The following is an 18,806-nucleotide window of genomic DNA, read 5'->3' as shown; positions in this document are numbered from 1 at the left end:
CCAAGGGTTTTCCCCGCGAAGAAAAAATTGACAAGCCGAACGGCCTGTACGATAGTTATCATATGATAAACAACGGATCGTGCGGGATCCAATCTGACCAGGAGACATCAATGTCCATGCGAACCCCATGGCGCGCCTCGGGCCTGCTGGCGGCAGCGCTCTGGTGCGCCGCCAGCGCGGTCCAGGCGCAGACCATCAAGATCGGGCTGCCGGTGCCGCTCAGCGGTCCTTACGGCGCGGAAGCGCAAAACCAGGTGCGCAATGCCGAGCTGGCGGTCAAGCAGTTCAACGATGCTGGCGGCCTCGACGGCCGCAAGGCCCAGCTTCTGGTGCGCGACGACCGCCTCAACCCGGCCGAAGCCGCCACCCGCGCGCTGGAGCTGATCGAGAAGGACGGGGTCAACTTCATCGTCGGCGGGCTTTCGGCGGCGACGCAGCTGTCGATCAACAACGTCACCAGGCAGCGCAAGAAGCTGTATATCTCCATCAGCCAGTCCGACGCGATCAACGAGGCCGCCGACGCCAGCCCATACACTTTCCATGAGGCGCTCAATCCGCACATGACCACGCAGGCGGTGGGCAAGTATGTCTTCAAGCCCGGCATGAGGGTGGCCTTTCTCACCGCCGATTATGCGTATGGCCACGAGATGACGCGCGGTTTTACCGAGGTGGCCCGCCAGCAGGGCGCCGAGGTGGTCGGCGAGGTCAAGCATCCGCTGGGCGCCTCCGACTATTCGGCTTTCCTGCCGCGCCTGAAGGCGCTCAATCCGGACGTGCTGGTGTTCAACAACTTCGGCGCCGACAACCGCATTTCGATCAAGCAGGCGGCCGATTTCGGCATGAAGCGCAATATCAGGTTCGTCACCCCGATCCTGACCTACACCGCCCGCGTCTCGGGCGGCGCGGCGACCTACCAGGATGTCGTGGGCGGAACCCAGTACTACTGGGCGATCCAGGACAGCGTGCCGTCGGCCAAGGCGTTCAACGCCGCCTTCCAGGCCGAGAACAAGGGCCGCTTTCCGTCCGACTATGGCGCCATGGCTTATTCGGCCGTGAAATCGCTTCTGCTGGCGGTCCGGGACGCCGGCAGCACGGATACCGACGAGGTCGCGGCGGCGCTGCGCAAGCTGAAGTACGACACCTACAAGGGAGCCCAGTATTACCGCGGCTGCGACCAGCAATCGGTGCAGTCGGTGCTGGTCATCCAGTCGGTGGGCAAGGACAACGCCCACCCCGACGAGGTATTCAAGCTGCTGCATACCGAAGCGCCCAGCGAGCAGATCCTGCGCAGCTGCCAGGCGCTGGGCTTCAAGTAGGCATTTCGCCCCGCCGCCGTGCTTGGGCCGGCGACGGGGCAGGGGACGAGAATGACTGTTGATCTGGTGTTGTTGCTCCAGCTGTTCACCGGGCTGGCGCTGGGAGCCATCTACGTGCTGCTGGCGGTCGGCCTGTCGCTGATATTCGGCATGCTGACGGTGGTGAATTTCGCGCACGGGGCTTTTTTCATGCTCGGGGCGTACGCGGGCGTCGTGGTGCTGGGCCTGACGCAGAACTTCTGGGCGGCCATGCTGCTGGCGCCGCTGGCCGTGGCGGCCGTGGGCATGGTCTGCGAGCGCTGGCTGATACGCCCGCTCTACGGACGCGGAATCGACTATCCGCTCCTGCTGACCTTCGGGCTGGCCTACATGCTGGTGGAAGCCGTGCGCATGCTGTTCGGCCGCGCGGGGCTGCCCTTCGACACGCCCGAGGCGCTGGCCGGCTTCACCAACCTGGGCTTTGCCGATTTCCCGACCTACCGGCTTTTCATCATCGCCGTGACGATCGTGCTGCTGCTGGCGCTGTGGCTGCTGATCGAGAAGACCGCGTTCGAATTGATCGTGCGCGCCGGCGCGCGCGACCCCGTCATCGTCCGCGTGCTGGGCATCGATGTGTCGCGCGTCTGGCTGCTGGTATTCGGCCTGGGCACCGGCATCGCCGCGCTCGCCGGCGTGCTGGCGGCGCCCTTGTAGGGCGTGTCGCCCGAGATGGGCACCTCGGTGCTGATCGTGGCCTTCGTGGTGACGGTCGTCGGCGGGATGGGATCGCTGATGGGCGCGGTGGTGGCGGGGCTGCTGGTCGGCGTGGCCGAAAGCATGTCGGTGCTGTTTTTCCCGGAGGCGGCCAAGGTGTCCATGTTCGTGATCATGGCCGCGGTGCTGCTGTGGCGGCCGCAAGGGCTGTTCGGTCGATCCAGACTGCTGGCGTAAGGAGAGGATTCATGCGTTCATTGTCATTCGCGGCGGGCGCCAGGCCCTCCGGCGCCACGGTACTGCGCGGGCTGGTCGCGCGCCACCGCGTGCTGGCCGCCATCGCGTTCTTCTGCGTGTTCCCGTGGATCATGCCGTATCAGTCGGTTGCCATCAACGTGCTGATCTTCGGGCTCTACGCCGTCGGCTTTAATCTGCTGTTCGGCTACATGGGCCTGCTGTCCTTCGGCCATGCGGCCTTTCTCGGCACGGGCGCCTACACGGCGGGCATCCTGATCTCGCAGCACGGCGCCGCCTGGTGGTGGGCGGTGCCGGCGGCCATCGCCATGTCGGCCCTGGTCGCGCTGGCCATGGGCCTGCTGGCCATCCGCACGCGCGGCATCTACTTCGCGATGGTCACGCTGGCGCTGTCGCAGTGCGTCTACTTCCTGGTCTACCAGTTGCCGGCCTCGGGCGGCGAGAACGGCCTGCGCGGCGTCAACGTGGCCGAGGTCTCGCTGCTGGGGCTGCGCCTGGACCTGCTCGATCCCATGCAGAAGTACTACTTCATCCTGGGGTTCGTCGCGCTGGCGATGGCCGTGCTCTCGCGCATCCTGTCCTCGCCGTTCGGCGGCGTGGTCGAAGCGATACGCGAGAACGAATCGCGCGCCCGCGCCTGCGGCTTCGACGTGGACCGCAGCAAACTGCTGACCTTCGTGCTGTCGGCCGCGTTCTGCGGCCTGGCCGGCGCGCTCAACGCGATCCACCTGTCCAGCGTGGCGATCGAGACCCTGGCCTATACGACCTCGGGCATGGTCGTCATGCTTTGCCTGCTGGGCGGGATGGGCACCTATTTCGGGCCGTTCGTGGGCGCGGCCCTGTTTCTCTTCATCCAGGACGTCGCATCCGAATACACCGAGAACTGGCAGCTCTACGTCGGAGCGGTGTTCGTGATCTTCGTGCTGTTCTTCCCCAAGGGCGTGTGGGGCACCGTGCTGGAAAGGATCGACCATGAGCGCTGACCCCATCATCGAAACCCGCGCGGTGACCAAGCGCTTCGGCGACTTCGTGGCGCTGAGGAACGTATCGGTGCGCATTCCGCGCGGCCGTCTGACCTCTATCATCGGCCCCAACGGCGCCGGCAAGAGCACCTACTTCAACCTGCTTTCGGGCGCCTTCGCGCCCAGCGAGGGCAGCGTGCTGTTCGAGGGGCGCGACATCACCGGCCTGCCCGAGCATCGCTACGCGCACACCGGCATCGCCAAGTCGTTCCAGATCACCAACCTGTTTCCCAGTTTCAGCGTGCTGGAGAACGTGCGCATCGCCCTGCAGGCGCAGGTGTCGCGCTACAACCTGTGGAGCCGGCGCAGCGACCTGCCCGAGTTGCGCGAGCGGGCGATGGCGCTGCTGCAGACGGTGGGGCTGGCCGACAAGAGCCGGGTCAGGGCGCGCGAGCTGGCGCATGGGCAGCAGCGCGCGCTGGAGATCGCGGTGGCGCTGGCCGCCGATCCCGGCCTGCTGCTGATGGACGAGCCCACCGCGGGCATGAACCCGGAGGAAACCCGCGCGATGATGGACCTGATACGGCGGCTAGTTGTGAAGATTCAATAGGTTGTATGCATGGTTCATCCGAACCGGATTTGAGAAACTGGAAATCGCCACCCCCCCAGTTCACTCAAGGAGCCCGGCCGGATGAACACCCATAAGCATGCCCGATTGACCTTCCTACGTCGACTCGAAATGGTCCAGCAATTGATCGCCCATCAAGTTTGTGTGCCTGAAGCGGCCCGCGCCTATGGGGTCACCGCGCCGACTGTGCGCAAATGGCTGGGCCGCTTCCTGGCTCAGGGCCAGGCGGGCTTGGCCGATGCGTCCTCGCGCCCGACGGTCTCGCCCCGAGCGATTGCGCCGGCCAAGGCGCTGGCTATCGTGGAGCTGCGCCGCAAGCGGCTGACCCAAGCGCGCATCGCCCAGGCGCTGGGCGTGTCAGCCAGCACCGTCAGCCGCGTCCTGGCCCGCGCCGGTCTGTCGCACCTGGCCGACCTGGAGCCGGCCGAGCCGGTGGTGCGCTACGAGCATCAGGCCCCCGGCGATCTGCTGCACATCGACATCAAGAAGCTGGGACGTATCCAGCGCCCTGGCCACCGGGTCACGGGCAACCGACGCGATACCGTTGAGGGGGCCGGCTGGGACTTCGTCTTCGTGGCCATCGATGACCACGCCCGCGTGGCCTTCACCGACATCCACCCCGACGAGCGCTTCCCCAGCGCCGTCCAGTTCCTCAAGGACGCAGTGGCCTACTACCAGCGCCTGGGCGTGACCATCCAGCGCTTGCTCACCGACAATGGCTCGGCCTTTCGCAGCCGCGCCTTCGCCGCGCTGTGCCATGAGCTGGGCATCAAGCACCGCTTTACCCGACCTTACCGCCCACAGACCAATGGCAAGGCCGAACGCTTCATCCAGTCGGCCTTGCGTGAGTGGGCTTACGCTCACACCTACCAGAACTCCCAACACCGAGCCGATGCCATGAAATCCTGGCTACACCACTACAACTGGCATCGACCCCACCAAGGCATCGGGCGCGCTGTACCCATCTCCAGACTCAACCTGGACGAATACAACCTATTGACAGTTCACACCTAGTGGTTTTCCCTAGAAAGCCCGGATTCGCCATCGCCCGCTATTTTTATTCGCCGGGCGCTTCGGTATATTAGTGGCCTGACCACTGGGCCACCAGATAACCGGACACGCCACCAACCATGGGATCCTTCCAAGCCGTCGCCCCCACGCGCCTGTACCGCATGATTGCCGACCAGATCGCCGGCCGCATCCGCGCCGGCGATTTTCCCGCCGGCGGCCGCCTGCCCGCCGAGCGCGAACTGGCCGAGCAACTGCAGGTCAGCCGCGCCTCGGTGCGCGAGGCCCTGATCGCCCTCGAAATCGAAGGCTATGTCGAAGTCCGCGTGGGCACGGGCGTGTTCGTGGCGGCGCCGCGCGCCGATGGCGACTATGGCGTCGCGCCGGCGCCCCAGCCCGGCCACACCGACATCGGTCCGTTCGACCTGCTCGACACGCGCCTGCTGCTGGAGCCCGAGTGCGCGTCGCTGGCGGCCCAGAAGGCCTCGCCCGCGCAGATCGCCGCGATCTCGTCGGCGCACGCGGCGATGTCGCTGAGCGACTCGCCCGGCGCCCACGACCAGGCCTTCCACGGCGCCATCGCGGCAGCCTGCGGCAACGCCGCGCTGGCCGCCGCCATCTCGCATATCTGGCACCTCAGCGCCACCAGCCCGGTGTTCAGCCGGCTCGAACAGCATTTCGTCACGACCAAGGTCTGGGAAGCCGCCGAGCGCGAACACGAACGCATCCTCGCGGCCATCGTCGACCGCGATCCTATCCGGGCCCGCCATGCCATGCACGACCATCTGGTCGGCATCCTGGCGCGCCTGCGCGAAGACTTTGGCAGCGGAGCCATCCGATGAATTGATTCCGGCGGCCCGTCCGCCTCCCGCGCCCGACGCTGGCGCCCTGCTTGCCGATTTCCCGCCTTGCCGCCGACACGCTCGCGCGTCGGCCTGGGCCCGCTTGCGCCGGCGGTTTCCGGCTTCGTTCCTCCCGACGTTTCACAAGCCAGAACATTTCAAGGTGAAAACCATGCAGCTGACCCGTACCCTGACCTCCCTGTTCGCCGCCGCCGGCCTGGCGCTGGCAGTCGCCCCGGCCGCCCACGCCCTGGACATCAAGCTGGGCCACGTACTGGCCCCCAGCCACAGCTGGAACAAGGCCGCCGAAGGTTTCGCCGCCGAAGTCAAGGAAAAGACCGCCGGCCGCGTCAACTTCATCCTGTTCCCCAGCGGCCAGCTGGGCAATGAGAAGACCATGCTCGAGGGCCTGCAGATCGGCAGCCAGGGCGCGGCCATCATCGGCTCGGGCTCGCTGCAGCCGATCGAACCGAAGTTCGGCATCGTCGAGCTGCCCTACACCTGGACCACCTCGCAGCAGGCCTACAAGGCCTACGACGGCGAACTGGGCGCGGCGCTGGCCAAGCTGGCCGAGAAGAAGAACCTGGTGATCGTGTCGTGGTGGGAAAACGGCTTTCGCCACCTGACCAACAATCGCGGCCCGGTCAACACGCCGGCCGACCTGAACGGCCTGAAGACGCGCGTCACGCCCGACAAGATGCGCCTGGACACCTTCACCGCCCTGGGCGCCAACCCCGCGCCGCTGGCCTTCGGCGAGCTCTACTCGGCCCTGCAGCAGAAGGTGTTCGACGCGCAGGAAAACCCGCTGTCGATCATCTACACCTCGTCGTTCTTCGAGGTCCAGAAGTATCTGTCGCTGACCGGTCATGTGTGGGGTCCGGCAAGCCTGATCGTCTCCAAGCCGATCTGGAACCGCATCTCTGCCGACGACCGCAAGATCGTCCAGGCCGCCGCCGACAAGTGGCGCGACGCGCAACGCCAGATGATCACCGAAGGCGACCTGCAGTTCGTCGCGCAGCTCAAGGAAAAGGGCATGCAGGTCAACGAAGTCGACAAGGCCCCCTTCGCCGCGGCCGTCGCGCCGATCTGGAAGACCTACGAAACCGCCTATGGCCCCGAGCTGATGGGCCTGCTGCAGAAGTACCGCGAGGCCAAGTAAATGCTGGGCCGGATCTCGCACGCGCTGTCCGGCCTGAGCAAGGCCATCGCCGCCCTGGCGGTGGCCTTGCTGGCCGCACTGATCACCTACGTTGTGTTCGAACGCTTCGTGATGCACACCACGCCGCACTGGGCCGAGGAATTGCCGCGCCTGGTGCTGGTGTGGGCGGCCTTCATCGGCGGCGTCACCTGCAGCCATGAACGCACCCACCTGATGGCCGGGCTGCTGCCCTTCGTCGTGCGCAACCCGCGCGCGCTGGCCATCTCCGACCGCGTCAACCAGGCATTGATCATCGTCGGCCTGGCCGCGCTGGGTTATGCCGGCTGGCAGCTGGCCGAACTGACCATGGACCAGACCCTGCCCGCGCTCGACGTATCGGCCGGCACGGTCTACCTCGCCCTGCCGGCGGCGTGCGCCATCACCATCGTGGTGCACCTGGCGCAATTGTTCCAACCGGCCGACCCCGTCGCGGCAAAGGATTAAAAGATGTCTACCGGTGCCCTTTTCCTGATGGGCGTATTCACGGTCACGGTGCTGATCGACATGCCGATCGCCTTCGGGCTGGTGCTGGCGTGCCTGGCGTACCTGGCCGTCTACGACGCCGCCCCGATGATGGTGGCGGCCCAGCAATACGTGGTCGGCCTGGACAGCTTCACGCTGCTGGCCATTCCCCTGTTCATCCTGGCCGCCCAGCTGATGAACGGCGCGGGCCTGACGCAGCGCATCGTGCGGCTGTGCGCGGCCATCGTCGGCGATATCAAGGGCGGCCTGGCCGTGGTGGCCGTGCTGGCCTGCCTGATGTTCGGCGCGCTGTCGGGTTCGGGCGTGGCCGACGTGATCGCCATCGGCAGCCTGCTGCTGCCCGCCATGGCACGCAGCGGCTACGACAAGGGGTTCAGCTGCGCGCTGATCGGCAGCGCCGGCGCCACCTCGACCATCATCCCGCCCAGCATCGTGCTGATTGTCTACGGCACTATCACCGACACTTCGGTGGGCAAGCTGTTCCTGGCCGGCATCATCCCCGGCATCCTGCTGGGCGCTTCGCTGATCGTCGTGGCGATCTGGCAGGCCCGCAAGCACAACTGGGCCGGCGGCCAGCCGTTCTCGTGGGGCGAGCTGCGCGCCGCCGCCATCGACGCCCTGCCCGCGCTGATGGTGCCCGTGCTGATCATCGGCGGCATCCGCTTCGGCATCTTCACCGCCACGGAGGCCGCCTCCAGCGCCATCGTCTATGCGCTGCTGGTGGGCTTTTTCTGGTACCGCACGCTCAGCCTGAAGTCCCTGTGGGAGAGCCTGAAGTCGACCGGCGAAGGCAGCGCGTCCATCCTGCTGCTGATCGGCGCCTCGGGCCTGTTCGCCTGGGTGCTGGTGGCCGAGCAGGTGCCGCAGGCCCTGTCCGGCCTGCTGGTGGACTGGACCGACAGCAAGATCGCCGTACTGCTGGTGCTGACGGTGGTGCTGCTGCTGCTGGGCACCTTCATGGAAGCCATCCCGGTCATCATCATCGTGGCGCCGGTGGTCATGCCGGTGCTGGCCCACTACAACATCGACCCGGTGCATTTCGGCATCCTGCTGTCGATCAACATGGCGATCGGCGCGAACACCCCGCCGGTGGGCGTGGACCTGATGGCCGCCTGCAAGATCGGCGGCATCAACATGATGCAGACCCTGCGCCCGCTGAGCTGGATGATGCTGGCCATGACCGCCGTCATGCTGCTGCTGACCTTCGTCCCCGAACTGGTGCTGTTCCTGCCGAGGCACGTGCAATGACCCCCATCTCCAACCCGGGCGGCCAACGCCGCCCCGCCAGCCTGCGCCGCAGCTGGATGTTCGTTCCCGGGCTGCTGGAGCAGGCCCAGGCGGCCGGCCTGGCCAGCGGCGCCGACGCGCTGGTGGCCGACCTGGAAGAGTTCACCGCGCCGGCCGACCGTCCGGCCGCGCGCCGCCGCATCGTCGCGCTGCTGGCGCAATGCCGCGCCGCCGGCGTGATCGGCGCGGTGCGCATCAACAAGCTGGAAGAAGACGGCCTGGACGACCTGCGCGGCATCATGGCCGGCGCGCCGGACGCGATTTTCCTGCCGCATGCCGAAAGCGCGGCGCAGATCGCCGCGCTCGACCGCGCCATCTCGGCCTGCGAGGCCGAGGCCGGCCTGGCGCCGGGCAGCACCGAGATCGTGCCCACGCTGGAGTCGGCGCTGGGCGTGACGCGCGCCTGCGAAATCCTGACGGCCAGCCCGCGCGTATCGGCCTGCCTGCTGGCCGCCGAGGACCTGACAGCCAGCCTGGGCGCCGAGCGCGGCCCCGACGGCATCGAGCTGCACGCCCTGCGCGCGCGCTTCCTGGTCGATTGCGTCGCGGCCGGCTGCCTGCCGATCGACTGCCCGTTCAACTACCGCGACCCCGCCGCCCAGCAGGCCGACCTGCTGTGGGCGCGCCGCATCGGCCTGAAATCCAAGTGCGCCGTGTTCGCCGAACAGGTGCCCGCCATTCACGCCGCCTTCACGCCGGACGCGGACCGCGTGGCGGCCGCGCGCGACCTGGCGGCCCGCTTCGAGGCGCAACGCGACGGCCGCGACGCCGGCGGCGCGCGCGTCGACCCGCCCGACTACAACACCGCGCGCCGCCTGCTGGCGCGCCACGCCGAATTCGAACAATGGGCCGCCCGCGCGGCGCGCCCCCGCGAGTCCCAAGGAGAGCAGTCATGACCACGCCAGCCCTGCCCGAGCGCAACGGCGGCCAGATCCTGATGCAGCAGCTGCGCGTGCACGGCGCGCGGCGCGTGTTCATGATTCCCGGCGAGAGCTACCTGCCCTGCATCGACGCCCTGAACGAGCATCGCGGCGCCATCGACGCCATTGTCTGCCGCCAGGAAAGCGGCGCGGCCTACATGGCCGAGGCCTATGGCAAGCTGACCGGCGAGCCGGGGATCTGCTTCGTCACCCGCGGCCCCGGCGCCACCAACGCCAGCATCGGCGTGCATACGGCCTACCAGGACTCGACCCCGATGATTCTGTTCATCGGCCAGGTCGGCAACGACTTCATGGAGCGCGAGGCGTTCCAGGAAATCGACTACCGCCGCATGTTCGGCCAGATGGCCAAGTGGGTCGCGCAGATCGACCGCACCGAGCGGATTCCCGAATTCATCGCGCGCGCCTTCGCGGTGGCCACCAGCGGCCGGCCCGGGCCGGTGGTACTGGCGCTGCCCGAGGACACGCTGTGGGGCCGCGCCCGCGTGGCCGACATGCCGCGCTACCGGCGCGCGCGCTGCCTGCCCGGCGCGGCCGACCTGGCGCGCATGGTCGAATTGCTGGACCAGGCCAAGCGGCCCTTCATGCTGCTGGGCGGCACAGGCTGGAGCGCCGAGGCCATCGGACAGGCCGCCGCGTTCGCCGAACGCTTCGAGCTGCCGGTAGGCACGGCCTGGCGCCGCCTGGAATGCTTCGACCAGCGCCATCCCAATGCCGCCGGCCACGTCGGCTGGGCCATGGCGCCGGAACTGCGCCAGCGCATCGCCGGCGCGGACCTGGTCCTGGCGGTGGGCACGCGCATGGGCGAGGCCACCACCGAAGGCTACACCGTGATCGAGAGCCCGCTGCCGCGCCAGCGGCTGGTGCACGTCTACCCCGACCCCAACGAACTGGGCCGGGTGTTCGCGCCGACCCTGGGCATCGTGGCCGACCCGGCCGGGTTCGCGGCCGCGCTCGACGCGCTGCGGCCGGGACACCGCGCCAGCCGCGCGCAGGCCGTGCGCGCCGCGCACGACGAATACCTGGCCACGCTGGCCCCGCTGCCCTCGCCCGGCCCGCTCAACCTCGACAGCGCCGCCGCCTACGTCAACCAGCACATCCCGGCCGACGCCTGCATCACGGTGGGCGCGGGCAATTACGCCCTGTACCCGCACCGCTACCGCCAGTTCAGCGGCCCGGGCACCAGCCTGGCGCCCACGGTCGGGGCGATGGGCTACGGCCTGCCGGCGGCCATTTCGGCCAAGCTGGAAAACCCCGCCCGCACCGTGGTCTGCTACGCCGGCGACGGCTGCTTCCAGATGAACATGCAGGAACTCGGCGTGGCGCTGCAATACCGCGTCGGCGTGGTCGTGCTGGTGTTCAACAATGGCATCTGGGGTACCATCCGCGCCCACCAGGAACGCGAATTCCCGGGCCGCGCCATTGCCCTGGACTTCCAGAATCCCGATTTCACCCAATTCGTGCGCGCCTACGGCGGCTACGGCGAAGCGGTCGAGCGCACCGAGGACTTCGGCCCGGCCTTCGAGCGCGCGCGCGCCTTCGCCGAACGCGAGCAATTGCCGGCGCTATTGGAAATCCGCTACGAAGCCGACGGCATCGCGCCGGGCCAGACCCTGACGGAAATCCGCCAGGCGGCCCAGGCCCAGGCCGCCGGCGTGCAATGAGGTAAAGACATGAGCAACAACTCCCCGATCTCCATCGACGGACAGCGGCTGTGGCAGTCGCTGATGGACCTGGCGCGCATCGGCGCCACGCCCAAGGGCGGCAATTGCCGCCTGGCGCTGACCGCGCTCGACGGCCAGGGCCGCGACCTGGTCACCGGCTGGATGCGCGACGCGGGCCTGACCGTGCGCGTGGACCAGGTCGGCAATATCTTCGCGCGCCGCGCCGGACGCGATCCGTCGCGCGCGCCGGTCATGACCGGCAGCCACATCGACACCCAGCCCACCGGCGGCAAGTTCGACGGCTGCTACGGCGTGCTGGCCGGACTGGAAGTCATGCGCACCCTCGATGACCACGGCGTGCAGACCGACGCGCCGCTGGAAGTGGCGATCTGGACCAACGAGGAAGGCTCGCGCTTTCTGCCCGTGATGATGGGCTCGGGCGTATTCGCCGGGAAATTCCCGCTCGAGACCGCGCTGACCGCGCGCGACGCCGAGGGCAAGTCGGTGGCCGACGAGCTGCGCGCCATCGGCTATGCCGGCGCCGACCCGGTGGGCGGACGCGCGGTCGACGCCTACTTCGAGGCGCACATCGAGCAAGGCCCCATCCTGGAACACGAAGACAGGATCGTCGGCGTGGTGACCGGCTCGCTGGGCGTGCGCTGGTACGACGTGGTGGTGCAAGGCATGGAGATGCATGCCGGCCCCACCCCGATGCCGATCCGCAAGGACGCACTGTACGCGGCCAGCCATCTGCTGCAGGCGGTGGTCGAGATCGCCAACGCGCACCAGCCGCACGGCCGCGACACGGTGGGCGAGATCCACGCCTACCCCGGTTCGCGCAACGTGATCCCCGGCCAGGTGCGCTTCACGGTGGACCTGCGCCACGAGGACGAAGCCACGCTCGCCACGATGGACGCGCTGTGGCGCCAGGCGTGCGCCGACACCGCCGCGCGGCATGCCGTATCGGTGCAGTGCGAGCAGGTGCAGTACTTCGCGCCGACGCCCTTCCATCCCGACCTGGTCGGCAAGGTGCGCGACGGCGCGCAGCGCCGCGGCCTGCCGGCCATGGACATCGTGACCGGCGCCGGCCACGACGCGGTGTACATGGCCGCGGTCGCGCCCACGGCGATGATCTTCGTGCCCTGCAAGGACGGCATCAGCCACAACGAGATCGAGGACGCCCAGCCCGCCCACCTGGAGGCCGGCTGCAACGTACTGCTCGACGCCATGGTGGCGCGCGCCAACGCGCCGCGCTGATTCACCCCGCCCGGCGGCGCGCCGCCGGGCCTGCCCGCATCTGACTCCCATGACCCTGCACGATTCCGCCTACTGGCGCGCGCAAGCCGCCGCCCTCGCCCCCGAAGGCCGCGCCTATATCGACGGCGCCTATTGCGACGCCGCCGATGGCGCCACCTTCGCCGCGCACAGCCCGATCGACGGCCGCAAGCTGGCCGATGTCGCCGCCTGCGGCGCGGCCGACGTGGACCGCGCGGTGGCCGCCGCGCGCCGCGCCTTCGAGGCCGGCGTCTGGAGCGGCCTGGCCCCGCGCGAGCGCAAGCACCGCCTGCTGCGCCTGGCCGCGCTGATCACCAAACACCAGGAAGAGCTGGCGCTGCTCGAAACGCTGGACATGGGCAAGCCGATCCGCGACGCCCTGGCCTTCGACCTGCCCGAGACCGCCCGCTGCTATGCGTGGTACGGCGAAGCCATCGACAAGCGCTACGACGAGATCGCGCCTACCGGCGCCGACGCGCTGGCCACCATCACGCGCGAGCCGCTGGGCGTGGTGGCCGCCGTGGTGCCGTGGAATTACCCCTTGATGATGGCGGCCTGGAAAGTGGCCCCGGCGCTGGTTGTGGGCAACAGCGTCATCCTCAAGCCTGCCGAGCAGGCCTCGCTGTCGGCGCTGCGGCTGGCGGCCCTGGCCGAACAGGCCGGCATCCCGCCCGGCGTGTTCAGCGTGGTGCCCGGCCTGGGCGCGCAGGCCGGCCAGGCGCTCGGCCTGCACCCGGACGTCGACTGCATCGCCTTCACCGGCTCGACGGCGACCGGCAAGCGCTTCATGACCTACTCGGGCCAATCCAATCTCAAGCGCGTCTGGCTGGAGTGCGGCGGCAAGTCGCCCCATATCGTGTTCGCCGACTGCCCCGACCTGGACCGCGCGGCTCAGGTCGCCGCGCTGGCGATCTTCTCCAACCAGGGCGAGGTCTGCATCGCCGGTTCGCGCCTGTACGTGCAGCACGGCATCTACGACGCCTTCATGGAAAAAGTGGCCGCCTTCGCCGCCACCCTGCGCCCCGGCAATCCGCTGGACCCGGACAGCGCGCTGGGCGCCATGGTCGACGAACGGCAGACGCAGGCGGTCATGGCCCGCATCGCCGCCGGCGCCCAGGAAGGCGCGCGGCTGCGCCTGGGCGGCCGGCAAGTGCTGACCGACAGCGGCGGCTACTACATCGAACCGACCATCTTCGATTGTCCCGGCCAGGACAACTCGCTGGTGCGCGAGGAAATCTTCGGGCCGGTGCTGGCCGCGCAAGGCTTCGCCGACGAGGACGAGGCCGTCGCGCTGGCCAATGATTCCATCTATGGGCTGGGGGCCGGGCTGTGGACCGCCGACCTCGGCCGCGCGCACCGCCTGTCGCGCCGGGCTGGTATGGGTCAACTGCTATGCCGACGGCGACATCACGGTGCCCTTCGGCGGCGTCAAGCAATCCGGCTTCGGGCGCGACAAGTCGCTGCACGCGATGGACAAGTACAGCGACCTCAAGACCACCTGGATCAGCCTGCGCTGAAAACGGCGCCGGCCCCTTGCGGGGCCGGCTGCCTGGTACGCCGATGCGGGCCCTGCGGGGCCCGCCGCGCAGCGGTCAGGGATACAGGCCGCGCACCTGGCGCGCCTGCAGGATGCGGGTGCACGCCACGATGAAGGCCGCGGTACGCAGGGTGACCTTGTGCTCCTTGGCCACTTGCGACACGGCGCTGTAGGCCTCGCGCATCAGGCGCTCGAGCCGCTGGTTGATCTCCTCCTCGCTCCAGAAGAAGCTGGAGAAGTCCTGCACCCACTCGAAGTAGCTGACCGTCACGCCGCCGGCGTTGGCCAGCACGTCGGGCACCACGTAGACGCCGTTCTCGCGCAGGATATCGTCGGCTTCCGGGGTGGTCGGGCCGTTGGCGCCCTCGACCACGACCTTGGCGCGCACCCTGGCGGCGTTGTTTTCGTTGATCTGTCCCTCAAGAGCGGCGGGGATCAGGAAATCGGTCTCCAATCCCCAGAAATCGTCGTCGGCCAGTTGCTGCGCGCCGGTGAAGCCGGCCACGCCGCCCTGGTTGCCGACGTGCGCCAGCAGCTTGTGCACGTCCAGCCCGCCGTCGTTGTGGATGGTGCCGGTGTGGTCCTGCACCGCGATCACCTTGGCGCCGGCCTCATGGAACAGGCGCGCCGCGGTGCCGCCGACGTTGCCGAAACCCTGCACCACGATGCGGGCCTTGGATACGTCGAGGTTCAGGTCGCGCGCCGCCTCGCAGCCGACCACGAAGACGCCGCGGCCGGTGGCCTCGACCCGGCCCAGGCTGCCGCCCAGCGCGATCGGCTTGCCGGTCACCACGCCGGTGGCGGTGGCGCCTTCGTTCATGGAGTACGTGTCCATCATCCAGGCCATGGTCTGGGCGTTGGTGTTCACGTCCGGGGCCGGGATGTCCTTGGACGGCCCGATGATGACGCCGATCTCCGAGGTGTAGCGGCGCGTCATGCGCTCGAGCTCGGAGTGCGACAGCGTGCGCGGGTCGACCCGCACGCCGCCCTTGGCGCCGCCGTACGGCAGGTTGACGGCGGCATTCTTGATCGACATCCAGGCCGCCAGCGCCATCACTTCCGACAAGGTCACGTCCTGGTGGAAACGCACGCCGCCCTTGCCCGGGCCGCGCGACGTATTGTGCTGGACGCGGTAGCCCTCGAAGTGGGCGATGCTGCCGTTGTCCATTTCGATCGGCACGTCCACGATCAGCGCGCGCTTGGGACGCTTGAGCGTCTCGACCCAGCGGGCCAGCGGACCCAGGTACGGCGTGACGCGGTCGACTTGCTGCAGGTAGATCCCCCAGGGGCCCAGATGCTCGGCATCCAGGTATGAGGGCAAGGAATAGGCGGGAGCTTGAGACATAGGGAGGATCTCCGGGCTGAGGTTGCGCTTATTTTTCCACGAAACCAGCTGCGGCCCCAATAAAAAGAGATAAATATTTATTAGGGTCGCATCAAAAAAGCGCGCCTTGCAACAACCTTCGGGCAGGCCGCCCGGATCGGGCCGATCCGGGCGGCCAACGCCTACATCCTAAGCCCGTGGCGGGCCCGCCGTCTACCGCGCCGCGCCGCCCAGCAAGCGCCACGCCAGGCGCGCCGCCACGCGCGCGGTGCGGTGGTCGATGTCGTAGGCCGGGTTGCACTCGGCCAGGTCGGCCAGGCGCAGCTTGCCGCTGGCGCGCACATGCATCGCCACCTCCTCGACCACCGCCAGCGGCACGCCATAGGGCGCGGGGGCCGAGACCCCCGGCGCGGTCGCCGCCGGCAGCACGTCCAGGTCGATCGTGAGATAGACGTGGCCGGCCGCCGCCAGCAAGGTATCGAGCTGGGCCAGGCGCTCGCCCAGATGGGCCTCCTGCATGTGGCGGTCTTCCACCCAGACGGCGCCGACCTCGGCCGCCCGCGCGTAGAGCGCGGGCGTGTTGCCCAGCGGCGAGACGCCCAGGCAGGCGTACTGCAGCGCGTGGCCGCGCGCCGCGCAATACTCGGCGATCTGGTCGAACGGCGTGCCCGAACTGCCCGGCCGGCCGGTGCGCAGGTCGAAATGCGCGTCGAGGTTGAGCACCAGCACCGGTTCGCGGTCGCCGCGCGCGTCCAGCCAGCGCCGCAAGCCCTGGAAACTGCCCCAGGCGATCTCGTGCCCGCCGCCCAGCACCACCGGATGCGCGCCGGCCTGCAGCAGCGCGGCCACGCGGCCGGCCAGCGCATCCTGCGCCGCCTCGAGTTGGTCGTCCTCGCACACCACGTCGCCGGCGTCGACCAGGCGACGCAGATTGTGCGCCGGCAGGCCGGCCATCATGCGCCGGATGGCGCGCGGCGCCAGCGCCGCGCCGCCCCTGGTTGCGCGCCACGCCGGCATCGCAGGCAAAGCCCAGCACCGCGGCGTCGCCGGCGCCGGCGTCCTGCCCCAGCGCGACGATGTGGGCCAGGCGGCGCGTATCGCCGCGCTCGCCGCTGTCGTCGCGCGCGGTCCAGATGGACGCGGAATCGTTGGCCACGCTCATGCCGCCCCCTGCGATGCGCTGAGGACGGCCTGCAGGAAGGCGCGGGTACGCGCCTCGCGCGGCTGGCTGAAAATCAGCTCGGGCGGACCGGACTCGACAATGCTGCCGCCGTCCATCACCGCCACCACATCAGCCACTTCGCGCGCGAAACCCATTTCGTGCGTGACCACCATCATGGTCATGCCTTCGCGGGCCAGCAGCTTCATGACCTGCAGCACCTCGCCCACCAGTTCCGGGTCGAGCGCCGACGTGGGCTCGTCGAACAGCATCACGCGCGGCTGCATCGCCAGCGCGCGGGCGATCGCCACGCGCTGCTTCTGGCCGCCCGACAGCGAGCCGGGCATGGCCGCCATCTTTTCGCGCAGCCCCACCTTGGCCAGCAGGTCGCCGCCCAGCTCCTCGGCCTGCGCCCGGCTCATGCCGCGCAGCGTGCGCGGCCCGACGGTCACGTTGTCCAGCACCGAAAGGTGCGGGAACAGGTTGAAACCCTGGAACACCATGCCGACCTGCATGCGCAGGCGATTGAGCTCCGCCTCGGGCAGCAGCCGGCCATCCTTGAGCAGGTTGTGGCCGCAGATATCGATGGTGCCGCCCTGCGCCACCTCCAGGCCGTTGCAGCAGCGCAAAAGCGTGCTCTTGCCCGAGCCGCTGGGCCCGATCACCACCACCACCTGCGAGGCCTCGACATTGAAATCGATGCCGCGCAGCACTTCGTGCTCGCCATAGGCCTTGCGCAGTCCGCGGATGCGGATCATCTCTTGCGTACTCATTGCACCATCCCTCCCGCGCGCAGGCGATGCTCGATCCGGCGCAGGATCGTCGTCGTCGCGGTCGTCAACACCAGGTAAATCAGGGCCACCACCAGATAGGTCTCCAGCGAGCGATACGACACGCTGATGATCTTCTGGCCTTCGTGCATCAGATCGTGGATCGTCAGCAGCGAAACCAGCGCGGAATTCTTGATCAGGGCGATGAACTCGTTGCCCAGCGGCGGAATCATGCGCACCACGGCCTGCGGCAGGATGATGATGCGCATCGCCTACGCCGAGGACATGCCCAGCGAGCGGGCCGCTTCCATCTGGCCGCGGTCGACCGACTGGATGGCGCCGCGCACGATCTCCGAGACGTAGGCGCCGGAATAGATGCCCAGGCCGAGCACGCCGCAGGCGAACGCCGGCAGCGTAATGCCGAACTGCGGCAGCCCGAAGAACCAGATGAACAGCTGCACCAGCAGCGGCGTGCCGCGAAAGAACAGCAGGTATACGCTGCACAGGTTGTAGATGAAGCGGCGTTGCGGGTTGAGGCGGCCGACCCCGACCAGCAGGCCGATGACGCAGCCCAGCAGCAGCGCGCAGGCCGTCACCTCCACGGTGACGACCGCGCCGCGCAGCAATGCGTCGAAGTCGGCAAAGACAGGCGCGAAATCCAGCATCATTTGGCCTGCGCCTCGAACCACTTGTTGACGATGCGCTCGTAGGTACCGTCAGCCTTCAGCTTCTTGAGCGCCTCGTTGAGCTCGCGGGTCAGTCCGGACTTGGACTTCGGCACGGCGATGCCGTATTCCTCGGTGGTGATCTGCTCGCTCAGCACGGCCAGGTCCTGCGTACTTTGCGCGAACAGCTTGGCCGCCGGCTTGCCGGTCACCGCCGCGTCGGCGCGGCCGATCTGCACCAGGTTGAACATCTCCTGGTTCTTCTCCACCTCGACGCGCTGCACCTTGGGGAAGTGCTCCTTCAGATAGTTGACCGACTTGGTGCCCACCTGCACCGACACCTTGCGGCCCTCCAGGTCCTTGAGCGACTTCACCGGACCATCCTTCTTGGTCAGCACCACCAGGCCGCCCGCATAGTACGGGTCGGTGAAATCCACCACTTTCTGGCGCTCGGCGGTGATGTAGATGGCCGACACGGCGATGTCGGCGCGGCCGGCCTGCAGCGCCGGGATCAGGCCCTTGAAGTCGATGTCGATCCATTCGATTTTCTTGCCCATGGCCTGGGCCAGCGCCTCGACCAGTTCGATATCGAAACCGGTGCGCTTGCCGTCCTTGACGAATTCCATGGGCGGGAACGTCGCGTCGGTCACGGCGCGAATGGTCTCCTGGGCATGCGCGGCGCCGGCGCCCCAGGCCAGGTTCAGGGTCAGGGCGGCGGTCAGCAGTTGGCGGCGAGTCGTCATGATGCTTCCTTTGGTGATGGGTGCGGCATTGGAGTGAAGAAAACCGTATGGATGGATAC

Annotated in this window: 14 protein-coding genes and 4 pseudogenes; 13 read left to right on the top strand and 5 right to left on the bottom strand. The window is 68.4% G+C overall.

Annotated elements, in window-relative coordinates:
- Nucleotides 1–110 precede the first annotated feature (110 nt).
- The 13 genes and pseudogenes from BN118_RS06565 to BN118_RS06505 all read left to right on the top strand — a co-directional run bounded on the left by BN118_RS06565 (nt 111) and on the right by BN118_RS06505 (nt 14,066).
- A complete protein-coding gene (locus tag BN118_RS06565) occupies nt 111–1,316 on the top strand; it encodes an ABC transporter substrate-binding protein (RefSeq protein WP_014905642.1) in 1,206 nt (401 codons plus the stop codon).
- A gap of 51 nt (nt 1,317–1,367) precedes the next feature.
- Nucleotides 1,368–2,246: pseudogene (locus BN118_RS06560) on the top strand (branched-chain amino acid ABC transporter permease).
- Nucleotides 2,247–2,257: 11 nt separating this feature from the next.
- Nucleotides 2,258–3,247 (top strand): branched-chain amino acid ABC transporter permease, encoded by a 990-nt coding sequence (locus tag BN118_RS06555; RefSeq protein ID WP_003811518.1) that lies wholly within the window; start codon nt 2,258–2,260, stop codon nt 3,245–3,247.
- Nucleotides 3,237–3,836 (top strand): ABC transporter ATP-binding protein, encoded by a 600-nt coding sequence (locus tag BN118_RS06550; protein WP_227915017.1) that lies wholly within the window; start codon nt 3,237–3,239, stop codon nt 3,834–3,836. The genes BN118_RS06555 and BN118_RS06550 overlap by 11 nt, the downstream gene beginning before the upstream one ends.
- Nucleotides 3,837–3,917: 81 nt before the next feature.
- Complete coding sequence (locus tag BN118_RS06545; protein ID WP_005013747.1) at nt 3,918–4,868, top strand: IS481-like element IS481 family transposase; 951 nt, start codon at nt 3,918–3,920, stop codon at nt 4,866–4,868.
- Nucleotides 4,869–4,984: 116 nt separating this feature from the next.
- Nucleotides 4,985–5,704, top strand: a complete 720-nt coding sequence (locus BN118_RS06540) for a FadR/GntR family transcriptional regulator (protein WP_003811701.1) — start codon at nt 4,985–4,987, stop codon at nt 5,702–5,704.
- 172 nt (nt 5,705–5,876) lie between these two features.
- Nucleotides 5,877–6,863, top strand: coding sequence for a TRAP transporter substrate-binding protein (locus BN118_RS06535; protein WP_014905641.1), 987 nt, complete (start codon nt 5,877–5,879; stop codon nt 6,861–6,863).
- Nucleotides 6,864–7,346: a TRAP transporter small permease gene (locus BN118_RS06530; protein ID WP_010930604.1), complete on the top strand. Its 483-nt coding sequence runs from the start codon at nt 6,864–6,866 to the stop codon at nt 7,344–7,346.
- A 3-nt stretch (nt 7,347–7,349) separates the two neighbouring features.
- Nucleotides 7,350–8,633 carry a TRAP transporter large permease gene (locus tag BN118_RS06525; RefSeq protein ID WP_003811706.1) on the top strand — a complete coding sequence of 428 codons (1,284 nt, stop codon included), beginning with the start codon at nt 7,350–7,352 and terminating at the stop codon, nt 8,631–8,633.
- Nucleotides 8,630–9,568 carry an HpcH/HpaI aldolase/citrate lyase family protein gene (locus BN118_RS06520; RefSeq protein ID WP_003811709.1) on the top strand — a complete coding sequence of 313 codons (939 nt, stop codon included), beginning with the start codon at nt 8,630–8,632 and terminating at the stop codon, nt 9,566–9,568. Before BN118_RS06525 ends, BN118_RS06520 begins: the two co-directional genes overlap by 4 nt.
- Nucleotides 9,565–11,274, top strand: a complete 1,710-nt coding sequence (locus BN118_RS06515) for a thiamine pyrophosphate-binding protein (RefSeq protein WP_010930603.1) — start codon at nt 9,565–9,567, stop codon at nt 11,272–11,274. The genes BN118_RS06520 and BN118_RS06515 overlap by 4 nt, the downstream gene beginning before the upstream one ends.
- Nucleotides 11,275–11,283: 9 nt before the next feature.
- Nucleotides 11,284–12,531 carry a Zn-dependent hydrolase gene (locus BN118_RS06510; protein WP_010930602.1) on the top strand — a complete coding sequence of 416 codons (1,248 nt, stop codon included), beginning with the start codon at nt 11,284–11,286 and terminating at the stop codon, nt 12,529–12,531.
- A gap of 49 nt (nt 12,532–12,580) precedes the next feature.
- Nucleotides 12,581–14,066, top strand: a pseudogene (locus BN118_RS06505) (aldehyde dehydrogenase).
- 75 nt (nt 14,067–14,141) lie between these two features.
- Here the strand turns inward: BN118_RS06505 and BN118_RS06500 are convergent.
- The 5 genes and pseudogenes from BN118_RS06500 to BN118_RS06480 form a co-directional block, all read right to left on the bottom strand.
- On the bottom strand, nt 14,142–15,431 hold the full coding sequence (locus BN118_RS06500) for a Glu/Leu/Phe/Val family dehydrogenase (RefSeq protein ID WP_014905640.1): 1,290 nt from the start codon (nt 15,429–15,431) through the stop codon (nt 14,142–14,144).
- Nucleotides 15,432–15,623: 192 nt separating this feature from the next.
- Nucleotides 15,624–16,572: pseudogene (gene hutG / locus BN118_RS06495) on the bottom strand (formimidoylglutamase).
- A complete protein-coding gene (locus BN118_RS06490) occupies nt 16,569–17,342 on the bottom strand; it encodes an amino acid ABC transporter ATP-binding protein (RefSeq protein WP_003811719.1) in 774 nt (257 codons plus the stop codon). Before BN118_RS06490 ends, hutG begins: the two are co-directional and overlap by 4 nt.
- Nucleotides 17,339–18,007: pseudogene (locus BN118_RS06485) on the bottom strand (amino acid ABC transporter permease). Before BN118_RS06485 ends, BN118_RS06490 begins: the two are co-directional and overlap by 4 nt.
- Complete coding sequence (locus tag BN118_RS06480) at nt 18,004–18,747, bottom strand: glutamine ABC transporter substrate-binding protein (protein ID WP_014905639.1); 744 nt, start codon at nt 18,745–18,747, stop codon at nt 18,004–18,006. The pseudogene BN118_RS06485 and the gene BN118_RS06480 overlap by 4 nt, the downstream one beginning before the upstream one ends.
- Nucleotides 18,748–18,806: the final 59 nt, after the last annotated feature.

The sequence above is a fragment of the Bordetella pertussis 18323 genome (assembly GCF_000306945.1).
GTDB lineage: Bacteria > Pseudomonadota > Gammaproteobacteria > Burkholderiales > Burkholderiaceae_B > Bordetella > Bordetella pertussis.
The sequence above is the reverse complement of the archived record's forward strand: the minus strand, read 5'-3'. Positions and strand labels throughout refer to the sequence as shown.

What these genes read in the sequence shown, in the direction of transcription:
- BN118_RS06565 (WP_014905642.1), top strand. Translation starts at nt 111, where the DNA reads ATGTCCATGCGAACCCCATGGCGCGCCTCGGGCCTGCTGGCGGCAGCG.
- BN118_RS06525 (WP_003811706.1), top strand. Translation starts at nt 7,350, where the DNA reads ATGTCTACCGGTGCCCTTTTCCTGATGGGCGTATTCACGGTCACGGTG.
- BN118_RS06520 (WP_003811709.1), top strand. Translation starts at nt 8,630, where the DNA reads ATGACCCCCATCTCCAACCCGGGCGGCCAACGCCGCCCCGCCAGCCTG.
- BN118_RS06535 (WP_014905641.1), top strand. Translation starts at nt 5,877, where the DNA reads ATGCAGCTGACCCGTACCCTGACCTCCCTGTTCGCCGCCGCCGGCCTG.
- BN118_RS06530 (WP_010930604.1), top strand. Translation starts at nt 6,864, where the DNA reads ATGCTGGGCCGGATCTCGCACGCGCTGTCCGGCCTGAGCAAGGCCATC.
- BN118_RS06490 (WP_003811719.1), bottom strand. Translation starts at nt 17,342, where the DNA reads ATGAGTACGCAAGAGATGATCCGCATCCGCGGACTGCGCAAGGCCTAT.
- BN118_RS06540 (WP_003811701.1), top strand. Translation starts at nt 4,985, where the DNA reads ATGGGATCCTTCCAAGCCGTCGCCCCCACGCGCCTGTACCGCATGATT.
- BN118_RS06515 (WP_010930603.1), top strand. Translation starts at nt 9,565, where the DNA reads ATGACCACGCCAGCCCTGCCCGAGCGCAACGGCGGCCAGATCCTGATG.
- BN118_RS06550 (WP_227915017.1), top strand. Translation starts at nt 3,237, where the DNA reads ATGAGCGCTGACCCCATCATCGAAACCCGCGCGGTGACCAAGCGCTTC.
- BN118_RS06510 (WP_010930602.1), top strand. Translation starts at nt 11,284, where the DNA reads ATGAGCAACAACTCCCCGATCTCCATCGACGGACAGCGGCTGTGGCAG.
- BN118_RS06500 (WP_014905640.1), bottom strand. Translation starts at nt 15,431, where the DNA reads ATGTCTCAAGCTCCCGCCTATTCCTTGCCCTCATACCTGGATGCCGAG.
- BN118_RS06480 (WP_014905639.1), bottom strand. Translation starts at nt 18,747, where the DNA reads ATGACGACTCGCCGCCAACTGCTGACCGCCGCCCTGACCCTGAACCTG.
- BN118_RS06555 (WP_003811518.1), top strand. Translation starts at nt 2,258, where the DNA reads ATGCGTTCATTGTCATTCGCGGCGGGCGCCAGGCCCTCCGGCGCCACG.
- BN118_RS06545 (WP_005013747.1), top strand. Translation starts at nt 3,918, where the DNA reads ATGAACACCCATAAGCATGCCCGATTGACCTTCCTACGTCGACTCGAA.